Origin of the sequence: Chromohalobacter sarecensis, assembly GCF_023061135.1 — a bacterium.
GTDB classification, from domain to species: Bacteria; Pseudomonadota; Gammaproteobacteria; order Pseudomonadales; family Halomonadaceae; genus Chromohalobacter; species Chromohalobacter sarecensis.
The window spans coordinates 148,102-164,750 of sequence record NZ_JAKGAN010000005.1 but is presented as its reverse complement, the minus strand read 5'-3'; the positions used below and the strand labels follow the sequence as shown (position 1 = coordinate 164,750).

Annotated in this window: 12 protein-coding genes and 1 CRISPR repeat array; of the genes, 6 read left to right on the top strand and 6 right to left on the bottom strand. The window is 60.6% G+C overall.

Annotated features, from left to right (window positions below):
- Nucleotides 1–96: 96 nt before the first annotated feature.
- From L1071_RS09875 to L1071_RS09850, 6 genes are all read left to right on the top strand, one after another.
- Nucleotides 97–1,059: a glycosyltransferase gene (locus L1071_RS09875; protein ID WP_246973880.1), complete on the top strand. Its 963-nt coding sequence runs from the start codon at nucleotides 97–99 to the stop codon at nucleotides 1,057–1,059.
- A 146-nt stretch (nucleotides 1,060–1,205) separates the two neighbouring features.
- Nucleotides 1,206–2,198, top strand: coding sequence for a polysaccharide deacetylase family protein (locus tag L1071_RS09870; RefSeq protein ID WP_246973877.1), 993 nt, complete (start codon nucleotides 1,206–1,208; stop codon nucleotides 2,196–2,198).
- 268 nt (nucleotides 2,199–2,466) lie between these two features.
- Nucleotides 2,467–4,278: a translational GTPase TypA gene (gene typA / locus L1071_RS09865; protein ID WP_246973874.1), complete on the top strand. Its 1,812-nt coding sequence runs from the start codon at nucleotides 2,467–2,469 to the stop codon at nucleotides 4,276–4,278.
- A gap of 204 nt (nucleotides 4,279–4,482) precedes the next feature.
- Nucleotides 4,483–5,112, top strand: coding sequence for an OmpW/AlkL family protein (locus L1071_RS09860; protein WP_246973869.1), 630 nt, complete (start codon nucleotides 4,483–4,485; stop codon nucleotides 5,110–5,112).
- Nucleotides 5,113–5,202: 90 nt separating this feature from the next.
- Nucleotides 5,203–5,514, top strand: coding sequence for a hypothetical protein (locus L1071_RS09855; RefSeq protein WP_246973867.1), 312 nt, complete (start codon nucleotides 5,203–5,205; stop codon nucleotides 5,512–5,514).
- A 99-nt stretch (nucleotides 5,515–5,613) separates the two neighbouring features.
- On the top strand, nucleotides 5,614–6,558 hold the full coding sequence (locus L1071_RS09850) for a glycerophosphodiester phosphodiesterase (RefSeq protein ID WP_246973864.1): 945 nt from the start codon (nucleotides 5,614–5,616) through the stop codon (nucleotides 6,556–6,558).
- A 267-nt stretch (nucleotides 6,559–6,825) separates the two neighbouring features.
- A CRISPR array of direct repeats spans nucleotides 6,826–8,054; the repeat unit is 28 nt; unit sequence TTTCTGAGCTGCCTGGGCGGCAGCGCAC.
- Nucleotides 8,055–8,183: 129 nt separating this feature from the next.
- Here L1071_RS09850 and cas6f read toward each other — a convergent pair.
- From cas6f to cas1f, 6 genes are all read right to left on the bottom strand, one after another.
- Nucleotides 8,184–8,753, bottom strand: a complete 570-nt coding sequence (cas6f, locus tag L1071_RS09845) for a type I-F CRISPR-associated endoribonuclease Cas6/Csy4 (protein WP_246898343.1) — start codon at nucleotides 8,751–8,753, stop codon at nucleotides 8,184–8,186.
- Between the two features lie 3 nt (nucleotides 8,754–8,756).
- Nucleotides 8,757–9,788 carry a type I-F CRISPR-associated protein Csy3 gene (gene csy3, locus L1071_RS09840; RefSeq protein ID WP_246898341.1) on the bottom strand — a complete coding sequence of 344 codons (1,032 nt, stop codon included), beginning with the start codon at nucleotides 9,786–9,788 and terminating at the stop codon, nucleotides 8,757–8,759.
- 17 nt (nucleotides 9,789–9,805) lie between these two features.
- Nucleotides 9,806–10,765, bottom strand: a complete 960-nt coding sequence (gene csy2, locus L1071_RS09835; protein ID WP_246973861.1) for a type I-F CRISPR-associated protein Csy2 — start codon at nucleotides 10,763–10,765, stop codon at nucleotides 9,806–9,808.
- Nucleotides 10,758–12,131, bottom strand: coding sequence for a type I-F CRISPR-associated protein Csy1 (gene csy1 / locus L1071_RS09830; protein WP_246973851.1), 1,374 nt, complete (start codon nucleotides 12,129–12,131; stop codon nucleotides 10,758–10,760). The genes csy2 and csy1 overlap by 8 nt, the downstream gene beginning before the upstream one ends.
- 72 nt (nucleotides 12,132–12,203) lie before the next feature.
- On the bottom strand, nucleotides 12,204–15,548 hold the full coding sequence (gene cas3f, locus L1071_RS09825; protein WP_246973846.1) for a type I-F CRISPR-associated helicase Cas3f: 3,345 nt from the start codon (nucleotides 15,546–15,548) through the stop codon (nucleotides 12,204–12,206).
- On the bottom strand, nucleotides 15,545–16,519 hold the full coding sequence (gene cas1f, locus L1071_RS09820; protein WP_246973835.1) for a type I-F CRISPR-associated endonuclease Cas1f: 975 nt from the start codon (nucleotides 16,517–16,519) through the stop codon (nucleotides 15,545–15,547). The genes cas3f and cas1f overlap by 4 nt, the downstream gene beginning before the upstream one ends.
- Between the last annotated feature and the right edge of the window lie 130 nt (nucleotides 16,520–16,649).

Genomic DNA, 16,649 nt, shown 5'->3' with positions numbered 1-16,649 from the left:
AAAACCAGTCCCGGCGATGATTGCCAGGGGTCGCGCCTCGCCGCAGTCTGTTAAGCAGCTCCCGACACGGGCTCTGATCCCAAGGCACTCCCAGCGATGCGCACTTACAGTCTGCTAATCGACGCCAGCCACACCCCCGAGCACCTGGAGCGCTGTCTGAGCGCCCTGGCACGCAGTATCGCGCGCTTCAGCGGGCATACCGAGACATTGGTACAGCTCACGAGGCTCGATGAGTCCACCCAGCGCCTGCTGATTGAACGTAAGGTCCGCTTTGCCGTGCTGCCCCAATATGGACAGGGCGCGCTTCGCCACCATGGCGCCACCTATCTCAATGGCGATGTGCTGGTGTTTCTGGACGCAGCGCTCGAAGTGCCCGAGCAATGGCTTGCTGGGCTCGCCCGTGCCTTCAGCTATCAGGCCGCCGACGCCATCGTCTGCGCCCAATACCCAGCCACCCCGCTACCGCCGCCGCTCGCCAGTTGGTATCTCAGCCGCACGCAACGCGGCTTCGAAGACCATCCCTGGGATTGGCCCGCCGGCCAACTGGCCGTCACTCGCGAGTGGTACGAGCGTCTTGGAGGCCATGATCCGCGCCTCGAGGCAGGCGCCGACTTGGATATCCTGGTGCGTCTATGGCGCTGCCACGCGCATCTCTGCTGGCAGAACACACCCTTGCTGATCGACCATGCAGCCCCACGCCGTCTCATTCCCTGGTGGCGTCGGCAGCGCCGGCACCAGCGGCATTGTCTATACATCCCCAGCGCCGCGCGCCATCCGCGCTTCCTCGTCCCCCGCGTGAGTGCCGCGCTCCTCCAAAGCACGATCCTACCGCTAGCCTTGCTGCTGTGGTTGCCCTTGTCACCGGGGGTAGGCATGGCCGGCCTGACCTTCAGCGCGCTTCCCGCCGGACTCATGGCTTGGCGTGACGACACCCCCGCGCCGCGTATGGCCTACCGCATCTACTGGTACCGCTGGAGCTTGCACGCCTTGCAGTTGACCGCCACCGGCGCGGCGCTGATGACGTTCTACCGACGAGACAAACCGGGACTGACTGGCTAAATCGAGACAAAGAGATATGCTGATAGATATCGTAACCTTCAACACAACATCACCCTTCAAAGGAGACCCTTGCCGTACGCGACAGGATGTCACCACGGCAACAACGCTTGGCACACCGAGCAACCAGCAGTGCGGAGGGACACGCCATGAGTCATCTCAGTCTTGCCCATGACGTCGTGCAGCGCCTGCGCGGGCACTGGCGACGCAACCTAAGCGAGCCGCTTCGTGGACGCAGCGCGATTCTGGTCATCCAGCGCGTATTGCCCGACGAAGGCGCCGCACGCCTGCCGCACCGGGCGCCCTACTGCCTCGGCCCGGAAAGCTTTCGACGGCTGCTCGACCACATCACCGACCACGCCCAGATCGTCTCCCTGGCCAGTGCCCGTCGTTTGCATCGCGACCCGGCTCCGCGCATCGCGCTGACCTTCGACGGCGGCTGGCGCGACACCGCCGAGGTCGCGCTACGACAGCTCGAGCGCCTGGCATTGCCGGCCAGCATGTTTCTGACCACGGGCAATACCGGCCGCCCGCAAGGCGACTGGCGGATGACTCTCGGCGACATTCTCTGGGACGGCACTCAACCTACGCGCGTTCGCGAATGCCTCGGCGATGCCGGGCTACCGCTTCCGCCGCCACGGCCCAGCCATCCGGACACCGCCTACAGCAGCGCATTGCATGACTATCTCGAACGACTTCCGCAGCAAGCCGCTCCATCGATGCTGACTCGGCTCGGCGCGACCCTGGGTACCGAGTTCGACACCGCGCCGCAAACGCTCGACCCCTTCAGCGTGCGCCGCCTGGAAAGCGACGGCCTGGTGCGATTCGGCGCGCGCGGCGTCGCCGCTACACCGCTAGATACCCTCGACGACCGTCAGATCCAATGGCAGATTCGCCATTCGCGTCGCCAACTCGGCGTGCTATGCCGCGACCCGTTGTCTTATTTTGCCTATCCGCAGCCGGAAGCGTCGCTTCGCATACGCCAACTGGCCCAGCGCTGCGGCGTTCAGGAAGCCCTGCATAGCCATGCCGGCTGGCTTTCGCATCGCGATGACCCGCTGGCATTGCCGCGCTTTCAGATCACGCAACCCGTTGCCAGCAGCGCGGGGCGTCTCTATGATTGGCTGCTCGGGCACCTCTAATGAGTGAATAGCCCTTCTAGATCGGTGCGCTCCACCCCACGTCACGCGTCGCCCCGACGCGATAATTGGCGATTGACGAGCGTGCCGCCATTTTTTTGCGTATTTTTTGCCCTGCCGTCCAAACGACCCAAGCCCCTGATAGTGCCACGGTTATCGTCGCACCAACGCGTCTTTTGTCGTGCCGCGCCTATTGGCAACGGTCATCAAACTGGCAGTCGTCGGCCCCCTGACCCTATAATACGGCCCAATTTTCAAGCAGGATCCCTACGTGATCGAGAACCTTCGCAACATCGCTATTATTGCCCACGTCGACCATGGCAAGACCACCCTGGTCGACCAACTCCTGAGTCAGTCCGGCACCCTCGACCGCAAGGCCGAAGGGCAAGAGCGCATCATGGACTCCAACGACCAGGAGAAAGAGCGCGGTATCACCATTCTGTCCAAGAATACCGCGATCCAGTGGCACGACTACCACATCAACATCGTCGACACGCCCGGACACGCCGACTTCGGTGGTGAGGTCGAGCGCGTGATGTCGATGGTCGATTCCGTACTGCTGATGGTCGACGCCGTCGACGGCCCCATGCCGCAGACGCGCTTCGTCACCCAGAAAGCCTTTGATCGTGGTTTGAAGCCCATCGTCGTCGTCAACAAGATCGACCGCCCCGGCGCGCGCCCTGATTGGGTCATCGACCAGATCTTCGATCTGTTCGACAACCTCGGCGCCACCGATGAGCAGCTCGACTTCCCGATCATCTACTGCTCGGCGCTCAACGGCGTCGCTGGCATGGATCCGGAAACGCTCGAAGACGACATGACGCCGATGTTCCAGTCCATCGTCGATATCGTCGAACCGCCCAAGGTCGAACGTGATGGTCCGTTCCAGATGCAGATCTCCGCGCTCGACTACAACAGCTACGTCGGCGTCATCGGCCTGGGCCGCATCAAGCGCGGTAACGTGAGCCCGGGGCAGCAGATCAGCGTGATCTCCAAGGAAGGCAATGTCCGCAAGGGCAAGGTCGGCCAGGTCATGACACACCTCGGCCTCGAGCGCGTGCAGACCGAAAAGGCCGAAGCCGGCGACATCATCTGCATCACCGGCATCAGCGATTTGGCGATCTCCGATACGCTGTGCGATCCGGCTAATGTCGAAGCGCTGCCCGTGCTGACCGTCGACGAGCCTACCGTCTCCATGACTTTCCAGGTCAATGACTCGCCGTTCGCCGGCAAGGAAGGCAAGTTCGTCACCAGCCGCAACATTCGTGACCGCCTCGAGCAGGAGCTGATCCACAACGTCGCGCTGCGTGTCGAGGAAGGCGAAACGCCCGAGAAGTTCAAGGTCTCCGGACGCGGCGAGCTGCACCTTTCGGTACTCATCGAAAGCATGCGCCGCGAGGGCTTCGAGCTGGCGGTCGGCCGTCCCGAGGTCATCATCCGTGAGAACGATGGCGTCAAGCAGGAGCCGTACGAAGAAGTCATCATCGATTGCGAGGAGCAGCACCAAGGCGCGGTGATGGAAGAGCTCGGCTACCGCAAGGGCGAGATGACCAACATGAACCCGGATGGCAAGGGTCGTGTGCGCCTGGACTTCATCATCCCCGCGCGTGGGCTGATCGGCTTCCGTGGCCAGTTCCTGACGCTGACCTCCGGCACCGGCATCCTCACTAGCCGCTTCGACCATTACGGCCCGCTCAAGCCCGACGCCTCCGTCGAGCGTCGCAACGGCGTGCTGGTCTCCATGGCCCCCGGCAAGGCGCTGGCCTACGCGCTATTCGCCCTGCAGGATCGCGGCAAGCTGCTCGTCGAGCACGGCACCGAGGTCTACGAAGGCATGCTGATCGGCATCAATAACCGTGCCGACGACATGGCGGTCAATCCCACCAAGGCCAAGAAGCTCGATAACATGCGCTCCGCCGGCACTGACGAAGCCCTGGTGCTGACGCCGCCGATCCGCTTCAGCCTCGAGCAAGCCATCGAGTTCCTCGATGACGACGAACTGGTCGAGATCACTCCTGACCATATTCGTCTGCGCAAGAAGCACCTCACCGAGAGCGAGCGCAAGCGCGCCAAGAAGAAGTAACGGCGCCCCACGCACTCGGCAGGAACACGAAGCCCACCTCTTGGTGGGCTTCGTCGTTTTTGGGCCAGCGTCGACAGCCAAGGGGGCTGCGACATATAACCACATTTTTTATGTGGTTATTTGGTTTAGGCTTGATGCATACGAAGCGCACGTCGCTTCCGAACCCACCCTAAACCAACTTGCCTCAAACCAAGGAGCCGCCCCATGCGCCGTGTACTGCTCGTTTCTTCTCTCGCCCTCACCGCCGCGCTCGTACCCGCTACCTCGGCGTTTGCCTACGGCCAAGGGGATTTCTACACCCGCTTCGGTGTCGCCAAGGTCGCCCCGAAAAGCGATAACGGTGACTTCGGCGCCCCGCTGAACATGAAGATCGACGCCAACGACGACAGCGGTTTCGCCTTCACCCTGGGGTATCGCTTCCAGGACAAGCTCGGCGTGGAACTGCTCGCCGCGCAACGCTTCGAGCATCAGGTGCGGCTCAACGGCAGCGACATGGCCAGCATCCACCACCTGCCGCCGACCCTCACGCTGCAGTATTACCCGCTGGGTGGCACCGACGCCCGCGTGCAGCCGTATCTCGGCGCCGGGATCAACTACACCCACTTCTCCGACGAAAAACTCGACGGCGGCGAGCTCGAACTCGACGATAGCTGGGGCGGCGCTGCACAAGTCGGGGTCGACCTGCTGATCGACGACCACTGGGCGCTCAACGCCGCCGCCTGGTATCTGGATATCGACAGCGACGCCACCGCCACGCTCGGCGGCAACGACTATCACGCCGACGTGGAGATCGCCCCGGTCGTGGTCATGGGTGGCCTCAGCTACCGGTTCTGACAACCGCTCGTTGTGACAGCCGCACGGCTAGGCGTTCCACCATCTGGCGGGCTACCCTGTGAACACACACAGACACGACAGGAGCCCGCCATGCACAAGCACATCGATTGGGACGCCCCCGGCAACGCCAGCGTGACCCGCCACTACGCCAGCGACAAGCAGCACGAAGTCCAGCCCCACCCCGGCATGATGCTCTCCGCCCGCTACCAAGGCATGGTGGTACGCGTCGAAGTCGAAGCCTACCGCGCAGACGACGCCCTCAGCATCGGCAAGGTCGCCGCCCTCATCGACACCCAAGGCAAACGCCACCAGCGCCACGGCGATCTCAGCGTCGGCGACTTCGTCCGCCTTCCCGACGACAAACGCGCCTTGGAACCCACGCTCGAGGACGAAGAAGACTAGCGCGGCCGTGCGAGCCGCTGCCTTTTCATCGGCATCGAATTGCAGCACATACCCGGCCCCGGTTAGGTTGTTGCGTAAACATTCAACAAAAGGATGACCATGTCGACTCTTCGCCCTGTGCTTTCGTCCACGCTGGCCCTGCTCGGCAGTGCCACACTCGTGGCGCCCGTGGCCGCCCAGACCGAGGCGATCGAACAGCAACGCCAGGATCTTCAGAACTTCCAGGTCATCGCTCACCGCGGAGCTAGCGGCCACGCCCCGGAACATACCTGGTACGCCTACGACAAAGCACTTGCCATGGGCGCCGACTACCTCGAGCTGGATGTCCACATGAGTGCCGATGGGCGCCTGGTAGCCATTCACGACACCACCCTGGAACGCACCACCGATGGCCAAGGGCCGGTGAAGGAACACAGCCTCGACGAACTCAAGGCACTCGACGCCGGTAGTTGGTTCAACGCAGCCCACCCGGAATACGCCGACGACGCCTACGCCGGCGCCAAGCTGCTAACTCTGGACGAAGTCATCGACCGCTACGGTCAGGACGTGCGCTACTATATCGAGACCAAGTCCCCCAAAGACTACCCCGAACTGCAAGACGCCCTGGTCAGCAAGCTCGAAGCCGAAGGCCTGGTGCAATCGGGCTCTGTGGTCATCCAATCCTTCAGCCAAGCCAGCCTGCAGGAAGTGCACGACCTCAACCCCGATATTCCGCTTGTCCAACTCCTCTGGTACTCCCCCAGCGAAGACGGCAACACCCTCGAGGAATGGACCGGCGTCACCCCCAGCCCAGCCGACATCACCGATGCCGACTTCCAGGCCATCGCCGACTACGCCGACGGCGTCGGCCCCAACGACCTTTACGAAGGTGAACCGGTCATCGACGCCGGCTTCATCGAGCAGGCCCACGCCAACGACCTGCTGGTGCACGTCTACACCATCAACGACAAAGACCAGATGCACCAACTGCTCGACTGGGGCGTCGACGGACTCTTCACCAACTTTCCCGATCGGCTGAAGGAAGTACTGGCAGAAGAAGAGTAATAATTCAGGCGGCCGTCTCGTTCATCAAGCTCTCGTAAGGAATATTGAGCCCATCGTGAAGCCGCCGAATCATGCGCAGGCTGAGCTTGCGCTTGCGGTTCAACACTTCGGATACGCGACCGCTCGGGCCGATATACTGTTGCTTGAGCCAAACGGGGGCATGCTCACGCCCTTGTCAGTGGTAATCCTCGTAGTTCACCACCTCGATGTTATATAGCATATATATACGCTATACAAACCACGAACATCGCTTGCTTGATCGTGAGTTTTCTGAGCTGCCTGGGCGGCAGCGCACTAACTCGCGACGCGCAGCGCCTCGACGTCTACTTTCTGAGCTGCCTGGGCGGCAGCGCACAGGACTACCTGGAGTTTAAGATCGCGCGCCATTTTCTGAGCTGCCTGGGCGGCAGCGCACTACTGATCGACGGTGAGGCGCTTACGCTGCTTTTTCTGAGCTGCCTGGGCGGCAGCGCACCGCCATCCCCGCCACGATCCCCGGCGCCTACTTTTCTGAGCTGCCTGGGCGGCAGCGCACATGATGCGCACGCGGTTGAACAACAACCATGACTTTCTGAGCTGCCTGGGCGGCAGCGCACGACATGATTGCCCCCTGCGGCTCTCGCGGCAATTTCTGAGCTGCCTGGGCGGCAGCGCACGTCAATAACGAGAGCGACATCTCGATTCGCCTTTTCTGAGCTGCCTGGGCGGCAGCGCACCGTATGAGTGGGCCGCATCGGTCGCGGCCGTGTTTCTGAGCTGCCTGGGCGGCAGCGCACCCAGCACGCCGGTCAATTCCAGCGTCTGGAATTTTCTGAGCTGCCTGGGCGGCAGCGCACACCAGGGCGATCTCCTCCCACTCTCTGAATTTTTTCTGAGCTGCCTGGGCGGCAGCGCACCCATTGAGGCATTGCAGAGGCGCACGCATCCCTTTCTGAGCTGCCTGGGCGGCAGCGCACGACATCGAGCGCGAGACCTGGTCAGAGCAGAATTTCTGAGCTGCCTGGGCGGCAGCGCACTAACTCGCGACGCGCAGCGCCTCGACGTCTACTTTCTGAGCTGCCTGGGCGGCAGCGCACTTACCGCTGGCTCGAGCGCCAGCCGTTCGCCGTTTCTGAGCTGCCTGGGCGGCAGCGCACGTGATTGCCGTTGGTGCTGGCGCTCGCGCCATTTTCTGAGCTGCCTGGGCGGCAGCGCACGTTTTTTCGAGCAAGCCAAGGGCATTTTCGGCTTTCTGAGCTGCCTGGGCGGCAGCGCACAAACAGGAGGCTACCAATGGCTGAGATTTCATTTTCTGAGCTGCCTGGGCGGCAGCGCACATGCCCCTTATTTCACTCTTAACGCCACGAATTTTCTGAGCTGCCTGGGCGGCAGCGCACCGGAACACCGGCATTCCGGTGAGCGTTGGCCTTTTCTGAGCTGCCTGGGCGGCAGCGCACTCGATGGGCAGACGGGGCACAGATAGCTACCGTTTCTGAGCTGCCTGGGCGGCAGCGCACTAGAGCTTATCATAGCTAAATGCCTGATTGTTAAAGAGCATTCGTGCAAAGAAAGCGCCACACCCTTTTGTAAGGGGTGGCGCTAGGTCATTGATTTATAAGGCACTTAAAAGCAGCGCCAAAAAAGGGTCAAAACCACGGCACGGTCGCTTCACGGCTCAACCCATAGTGGTTGAAGTGTCCAGCCGCAGGCTCGTCCAGGGGGGCGCCGTGTTCGATAAACAGTGCAAAGCGTTGACCACTAGAACGACTGTTCACTTGCACGAACGGCAGTGAGATCTTGCGTTCTGCGGGAGCCGATAGGCACTGGCGCGCTTCTTCTTCGCTGATGTCGTGGCGACGTGCGTAACGCTTGACCCGGCTTGGGCCGCCCGTATTGAACTGCCGCCGTGTAACACGACAATGGCGCGTCGCCGCCGGCACCGGTGCAATATCGGCAAGCTCGACGTGGTCACGCATGCCCGCCAACCATGAAAGCGCCATCAGTTGCTCGAGCCGCTCTTGTCGCGCATGTAGCCGCAACCGATCACCCGGCGTGCGTGCCCGCACGCCGGTTTTGTGATCGGGCAGGCTCACGCCGATATCATCGGCCTGCAGATCATAAAGCGCCCGATGGAGCTTGCTGTAGAGTGCGTTCATCAGCATCGACGCCGGAAACTCCGGGTCCGGCCGTAGCCGAATATCGAGATAATGGTCCATGGCTTACCCCGCTTCGCCGAAGACACCGCCACGGATCAAGGTCGCCATTACGAAGTGCTGCTGTTCCGTTTCCGGCACTTGATCCTTGATCATCCAGTTATCCAGCAGCGAATAAAAATCCACTTTCTGCTTGGGCTGGCGATAGGCGGCCCCCTGAGTGGTCACGGAGCCATAAGGCTCGACGGCGATAGGACCGAGGTCGCTGCCATCTTCCGGCGCCGGATACCAGGTATCGATGGTGCGGATGGCATTGCCGAGCTTCTGGGAGTGGATGGCGGCCACGTCGCCAACGCTATAGAGCGTCTTGCTTTTATCGCCCCGTCCGCGCTCCAGAATCAGCTCTTGCGACGGGAAAACTTCCTGCCCGTTACCCACATGCGCAAAGGCGATGACTTCCAGAATCAAATGACGCTCGCCCGCGAGGGCGTCCGCAATATCCTGAGCCAACTCCGAGGTTTGCGTATCACTGTCAAAACCGCGGAGTGACAAACTCAGTGCATCGAATGTCCATTCTTTGGCGACGTGGCCCTTTTCCATGCGTCGAATGCGCACCTCGACTTGTTCGGCGCCGACACGGTTACGCCACAAGAAACGCCCATTCGCCAGGTTTTGGGCATAACGCCGCGCCAGTTCACCGAACCCTTGCGCCTTCACATAGTCCGCAACGGCCTGTTGCAACTTGGCTTGATAGTCGGCGTTATTGCATGCCGAAGGGGTACCCGCGCCGCCCAGCACCCGCAACGTGAAACGGGCCATCAGCGTGTCGGTGTCATGGGGCAAGGTGGCGACATCGACGGTCTGGAGGTTGGGATTCTCGATTGCGGCATCGAGCTTCGCAGGATCTTGCTCCTTGGCCTTGAGGCGGTTGGAGATCGTACCGCGCACCGACTTTTCACGAACCGACACCGCCTGCCAGTCTTCCAGCGCATCACGCTGCGACCATTGCCCGGCATAGAGCAATGCATCGGAGGGATCGAGTTTACGTTCAAAGGCGAGAACGGAAGCAGTTTTCAAAGCGTCATCTTTCTTAGCCATTGTTGGGCTCCTTGTCATTAGGCGCGGTGCGCGCGCTGGGCATAGTCGTTGTTAAGGCGATAAAGGCCGGCATCGAGATCGTTATCGACGTACCAGAGCAAGTCTTCGGGAGACGTCAAACGGTGAGGACTGATCCACTGCCCGATGGAGTAAATGCTTTCCACGAAGCGAAATGGGGTTTGCGTATCGCGCGCATTCGCCACACTACCCGGCTCGAAGTGTTCGGAGATGGCGCCATACCCCACCGGAATCGGCACCAGCCAACCGGGATAAGGACGCCGTACTTCCCAGCTCACCTGTTCACTCTCGGGGTCGACATGGCATTCATGGTTGAGGCGCGATAGATCGAGCCACGCATCCAGCACCGTCGCGTTTTCGTCTTGGGCTTGAAGCGTCCCGATGTGCTCGGCAAGACGATCATCGCGTAACACCAGGGCAAAACCTGGCAACCAACGGCGTTTCAGACGCTTGAACTGTTTTTCGCGCTCACTCGAATCGTCATCCAGTGCGATCCACATCGGGCGTTGCCAGTCCGGAGAAACACGCGGATTCGGCATCACGCTGCCACCCGCTATGCGCATACCGGCCATGATATCGCCCGCCTGTTGTGCAATCTGCTGGCGCTGCTCGTCCGTCGCCTGGGCAGTGATCGCGAATATCAGGGTAATATCCAGATGGATGCGGCCTTCTTCGACAATGGCAGCCGTACCACCGGTTTTATCGACAGGGTTGCGAGTGAGGTGAAAAGCGCGGGTATAGCCGCCTTCGGTCGCTTGTGCCTCGACGTCATGACATATCACTCCGATACGATCCAGCGATACGTTGATATCCGCCGCCGCCAGCTTGCGTTCCAGGGCATGCATCATGCCCACAAAGGCGCTCATGGCCGGAAAGCCCCACGTCATCGGGCTGGAAATCGCGTTAGCGTTTTGGATGCGAAGACGCGGCAGTACTAGAAGGTTTTTGACGTTACTCATTGCCTTCCCCCTCCTGCCAATCGTCGATACTTTCCAGATCGTCCATCAAGGCCTCCATCCAGCGGCGGTCGCTATCCAGCAAGCGTTGCTGGCTGGCATCCCGGGCAAGCTCCTTATGCCAATGGCGAAATTCCACATCGCCCAGGGGCAACTTGCCGCCGAGTGCCTTGTTGAGCCAATTAGCGAATCGCCGCCGAATCTCGTCAGGCCAGTCGGTGCTATTGCGGGCGTCGCGAAATTCGCTATCGTCTTGCGCACGGCCAGGATCCAGCCAGAAGGCTTCTTCAATCGCCAGGCGACAGTTTTCGTCGGCGCTCCAGCCCGGTGGGAGTCCGTGCATCTGCATCGTGAATAGCGCGAGTTCATCCAGGATCATGGCGGTGTAGTCATCGCGCAGATCACGGATATGCATATCCGTGTTGGGATTGGTTTCCAGAAATCGCTTCAGGTCACCGACCAGTACCCGCACCTCCTTGCGCCAACCAAATATTCCGGGGTCGTCTAGTACTGACTCGACCTTCAGCGGTGGACGAATATCGCGAACGTTCCAGCGCGGCGGTAACGAGGCTAGTAGGTAGTTATTACCGCCTCGCTCGCTATTCAGTTGCGAGATATTCTGCGGCTTGGTACCGCCCATCTTTTGTGACGCAATATCGGGATAGTCATGAACTTCTTGTTCGACCAGCTTCCCTTCGCGTTTGGCCTTGCGGGCCTCCTTGGCCTCGTCGCTAAACCGGTCGCGATTGATCGTCTGAAAGACTTGATGTGCCAGCGAAGTTGCATAGAGCGGCGCCAATAGATGGAAGTCATCGTCATCGGCTGCATCTTCTCCCGTCAGCCAATACACTTGCTTGGCACGAGTATGGGAGGCGTGTTCACCGCGAGGTTCGGTAATGGCGGCAAAGGCTTTCATCCACGCTTGTGACTGCTCTGCATTATCGCTCAAGGCACTCGCCAGCTCGGCATCTTCCTCCAGCACTCGCTCCAGCAGCGATTTGCCCTCGTACTCGAGCTTCAGGAATTTATAGACATCGAGTGCAGCCGCATTACCTACAACATCGCCATCGAAATCCGACGGTAAGACATGGCTGCCCACCCCTTGATGTTCATCCAGAGACTCTGGGGGCGCATAAAGATTAGAGCCCTTTGCATCTGGATGAATGGGTTTAAGGGAGTGGGTTACGACTTGCAATTGGCGGACACGCCGCGCGGCGTCTTGGAGCCAGTTTTCACGCTGAAACTGTTCAACCAGCGCTTGGTACTTCGGGTCATCGGGGGCCAGCTTTTCCGCTTTGGTATCGAAGCGTTCTTGTATGAAACGCTCGATCACCTCGCGTATCCCCGCTGCTTGTGGTGTCATTGTCATAGTTCATCCTAATCGACACACGTTTAACATTAGTTTACCTGCCACCCTATATTGCTTTACGTGCAAGTTTACTTACCCCTTTTTCACAAACCCCAGCACGGGATGATAGCGCCACCCATGCGTGCTTTCGGGTGCATTGACGATGCCGAACGTGCGTGCGGCTTTATCGAGCGAGATATCCAGGTCCTCGGCGAGATCGGCAAGCGCGGTCAGGTAGTCATCGGCGCCCCAGGGCTGAATGCGCTCGCCCCGTTCATGCTCCAGGTCTATCCGCGCCATCAAGCTCTCTTCGACTTCTACGTACAGCGTTTCACCACGCTTGGCACCATCTTCCACGCGATGCAGTGTCCAGATTTCGCCGCCCTCGTCGGGTAATAGCGCGAGCGCTACGTCAGTCTGGGTGGGTTGGCGAAAACGCTGACGCTGGGTGAGTACGCCGGTCAGATGCATACGCGGCACGGCATACCAGCTATAAGCTCCCAAGGGCGGTGGTGACGGCTCCATGCCCAGCCTGCGCTCTTTTTTGGTCAGCGGCGGCGTGGGTGGCTCCAGCATTTGCGTTATCAGCCGCTGGTGCTCCAGATCGACCAGGCTATCGCGTGGAGATAGCGTCTCGCGTGCCAGCACACGGGGCCGGGCGTCGATGACCTGGTATTCATCCGGCGCGAGCAGCGCATTCAACGAGTGGTTATTGAGTCGCCAAGCCTCATCGGTCTCGAATCCCGGACGCTGGAAAGCAAGTCGCCCAGGGTCTTCCAGGTGCTTGAGGTTGGTCTCCAGGAGCTGGATATTCGGCGTGTCACAGCGCTTGTCGCGATGGCGCCATACCCGCCCGGCCAACTGAATGATCGAGCGCATGGAGGAAGGCTCGACAATCGCCCAGTCATAGTCGTGGTCGCGACCCACTTCGGTGACCGGGCTCCCGAGCACGATAAACAGATGGTCGGCTTCGTCGCTGCCATCAAGTAGACGCCGGATATCGGCCTGCTCGAACACACGGTCCGGCTCGGCACGTTGCAACGTGCGATCCAAGCGACGTTCGATTTCCGAGCGCATCACCAGCGGATGCCGCGAGTGGTACACGCACAGATGGATGCGTTGCCCAGCGAAGGCGCCTTGTTGGAAGAGCGATCTGGCAACATCGACCAGCGGGTCGATATTGGCCATGCGGATCAAACCGAAGCTTACGCGCTTGCCGGTGACAGGATCAGGCGAATGGTGACGCTCGTGTAGCTGAGCAGCCTGTGTGCGCAGCACCTCGGCCAGGCCAGCACGAATCTCTTCCGGGCGCTTGCCCAATGCCGGCAAGGGAAGGAGTTCGCCTCGGCGGCGCACGGGATTCTCGGCCAGGCGTTTGAGGCGTCGCGTCGCAAAGGCAGCATGCGCGGCGCTGAAGGCGTCACCGTCGGCGCAGTCCTGATGCTGGCGATCATTTTCGTCGAACCACGCACAGCAGATATCCACGGGCTGGCCTGGCTCGCCGCGATGACACTGATAAGCTTCACGCCCGCTGCGATACGCTTCATACAATCCGTGCACCAAGGCGGGCGGCAAAGTGGCCGATGACAGCAATACGCGCGATCCGAGCAAGCCGGCCCAATGGACCAGGCGTGTCAAGGCCGGCAAGTCGTTGATATCGAAGTCGTCGATCTCATCGAGCACCAGATCACTACTCATCAAACGCAGCATCGGCGCGATCTGGCGTCCGCCTCGCGTGCTTTCAGTGGCCGGCACCAGGTGGTCCACGGTGCAGACGAGAATGGGCGCGGCGATCAGCGAGCGTGTACCCGGCTCATCCCCCAGGCGGCGAAGCACGGGATGCGTGTCGATATTGCCTTCGAATACCACGTGGGCATCTTCATCGATCAACCCTTGCGTCGAGGCCGAACCGCTGGCTTCGGCGTCTTGCTCATAGTGCTCGAATAGTGCCTTGTTGGCACTGCCGCCGACCCGCACCGCGAGTTCATCTTCCCCGAGATGCAAGCGCTCGCGCAGCGCCTGGCCGGTTTGCAGCGTCAGCGTGCGAAGTCCCAGCGCGATGCTAAAACGCGCACCCTGCTCAGGGTCGGCCAAGGCATACATGATTCGCCCGTTGGCCAGCGTTTTACCGCAACCGGTAGAGGCCATATTGATGCCGAAAAAGCCCTGACGCTGACTTCGCTCACGCAGCGACTGAGCAAGATCGAACGCCTTGTCCTGCCAGCGAAAGCGAGGATGATCGCTTCTCTTGCGAAAGCCTTTATGCCGCGCCAGACGTGCTAAATGGCTCTCCACGGTCGGCAAGGCACGCGCGATGGCACTCGCGTGCTTTTCGACCCCCAGAATATGCTCATCGAGCAGTTGGTTGGGTTGCCCCGTCTTGCGCACGGTATTAGCCACCAGTGGATAGTTGGGCTCTCCTCTTACCCGCCTGGCCGGATCTTCAAGACTCGAGTAGTGGTGATCCGCCAGCATCAGCGACAGGCGCGAGAGATGCATGACATAGGGGCTATCGAGCCAGTTCGTATCATCGGATAATCGCGCCAGCAGTCGTTTCGCCTGTTTGGCGGCGCGCTCGCGCCAACGTCGCGTGGAAAGCGGTAGCCCTTGGCTAAACGTCCAATACGGCGTGACCCGTTTCGACTCCTGAGTCGTGGGGATCTCGTTCCACTGCGCACTGATCAGCGACAGCACGTCCCCCAGTTGGTCCATTTGCAGCGTGACATTCTGGCTGCCCCAACGCGCTGCGGGGTTCGATATGTCGTCGGGTGGCTTGAGGGGTAACCGGTGGTGACTCACGATCAGCCACCCGAGAGCCGCAGCCAAGGGCGGCAAACGCCGGAATATGGCAGAAGGCTCGGGATCGAGCCCATCGCGCTCCATATTCTCTAGCCAGTCTTGCTCTTGATAACGCCCCTCGGCGAGTCGCGCGAGCCAGGTCGCATCATCATCGTCACCGACGAAGGCCTGGAAGAGCCGCAGCGACACCCATTCATGACGGTAAAGGTTGCGCCCTTCCAGCTTGCCTTGCAGCCGTTGCTGGAAGGCCAGAGACGCCTTGCCCAAGTCGTGCAGCAATGCTGACATGGACGCCAGCAGCAGAATATCCTCGCCACTATGCCAGTCGTTTTCGTCCTCGCGGCGCAGAATATCCCGTGAGGTGGTGTTGGTCGGTACCGCGCCCTGGAGGTTGAAGCGCTTGGCATCGCCGACGACCCACATAAGCTCGCTGTGATCGTGCCCGCGAATCCAGTGGCATGCCACGGCGGTATTCTTGCGCGCCGTCTTGCGCAGCAACTTTCTCAGCGTATCGAGCCCTTCGAGCGTAATCGGGGTTTGCCAGGTACGTTCTCCCCGGCGCTCGGCGAATTGATCGAGGACGCGCCGCGTTTCCTTGAGCGCGTTCTTGTTGCACTGGGAGACCAGCAGCACATTCATGCGTCAGGCCCTCCGAGGTCGAGGGCCACGGCTTTGAGCGTATCGATCATGAAGTCGAGGGATTCGGTACGCGTTAGCCGTTCGATACACGCCTGACGAAACTCTTGTTCCTCGTCCCCTTTCATGGCCGAGAGAAACGCTTGCGGGAGAATGATGGCGTCCTTGACCAGGTCCGCGACATCGAAGACCAGCCCGCCCCGCCGCGTCTTGCCATGCAAGACCGCCAAGCCATGGGGAATCCCCAATACCCAGGTTGCCGTTGCCGCCAGCCCGTAGGCGAGGTAATTGCCATGATCGAGAAACCGGTTTGCGGGGTCGGCGCCACTACCACGTTTGGCACGCGTAAACTGGCCATACTTGACGGCTTGCGCCGCCAGCTTGAACAGCGTCTTGGTCAAACGCGCTTCGAGCGTCAGTAATTCCACGGTATCGGTCGCATTAGCGATCGCTTCTCGGTGTTGTGCCAGTGCATCACTCAAATGCTGGGCGGATATGTCAAAACCCGCCTCCTTGAGCGGCCGGCTTTGCCACAGCGATTCGATGCGCGATAACCGCGCCATCTGGAAGGCACGGGCAGCGTTGAGGCGCTTGTCGTCATCGAACCAGAAACGCACCCAATGCTGCATATACTCGGTGGGTCGATATTCGCTCTGCGGGGTCAGCCAGGCGACATCCACATCGACTTCGTTCGCCGCGAACAGTGGCGTGCCGCCACCGCCACAGAACCCCACCAGCACCCCGGCCTTTGCCAGCTCGCGCATCGCGGCCTGGGTAATCGACGTGCCCGTTCCCAGCAGCAGCGATGTCGTGTTGGCAATGGGAATGTTCCAGTAGCGCGATTGCTTGCCTTCGTCGGTGACGTACTCGACACGACCGCCATTGACCAGGACTCGGCAATGTTGGAGGTAATACAGATTCGCGCGTTTGGAGTGCAGGATCGTTTTTAGATCCGACGGTGACAAATCATCCATGGAACCTCCGGCATTGGGGGCGGCTTCAACGGCTTACGCTCTGTTACCCTCATATAAGCAAAGTCGATTGAGCCCGACTAGCCCATGGATAAAACACCAGGGGAATTTTCCGGCCGGTTGCACAAGCGAA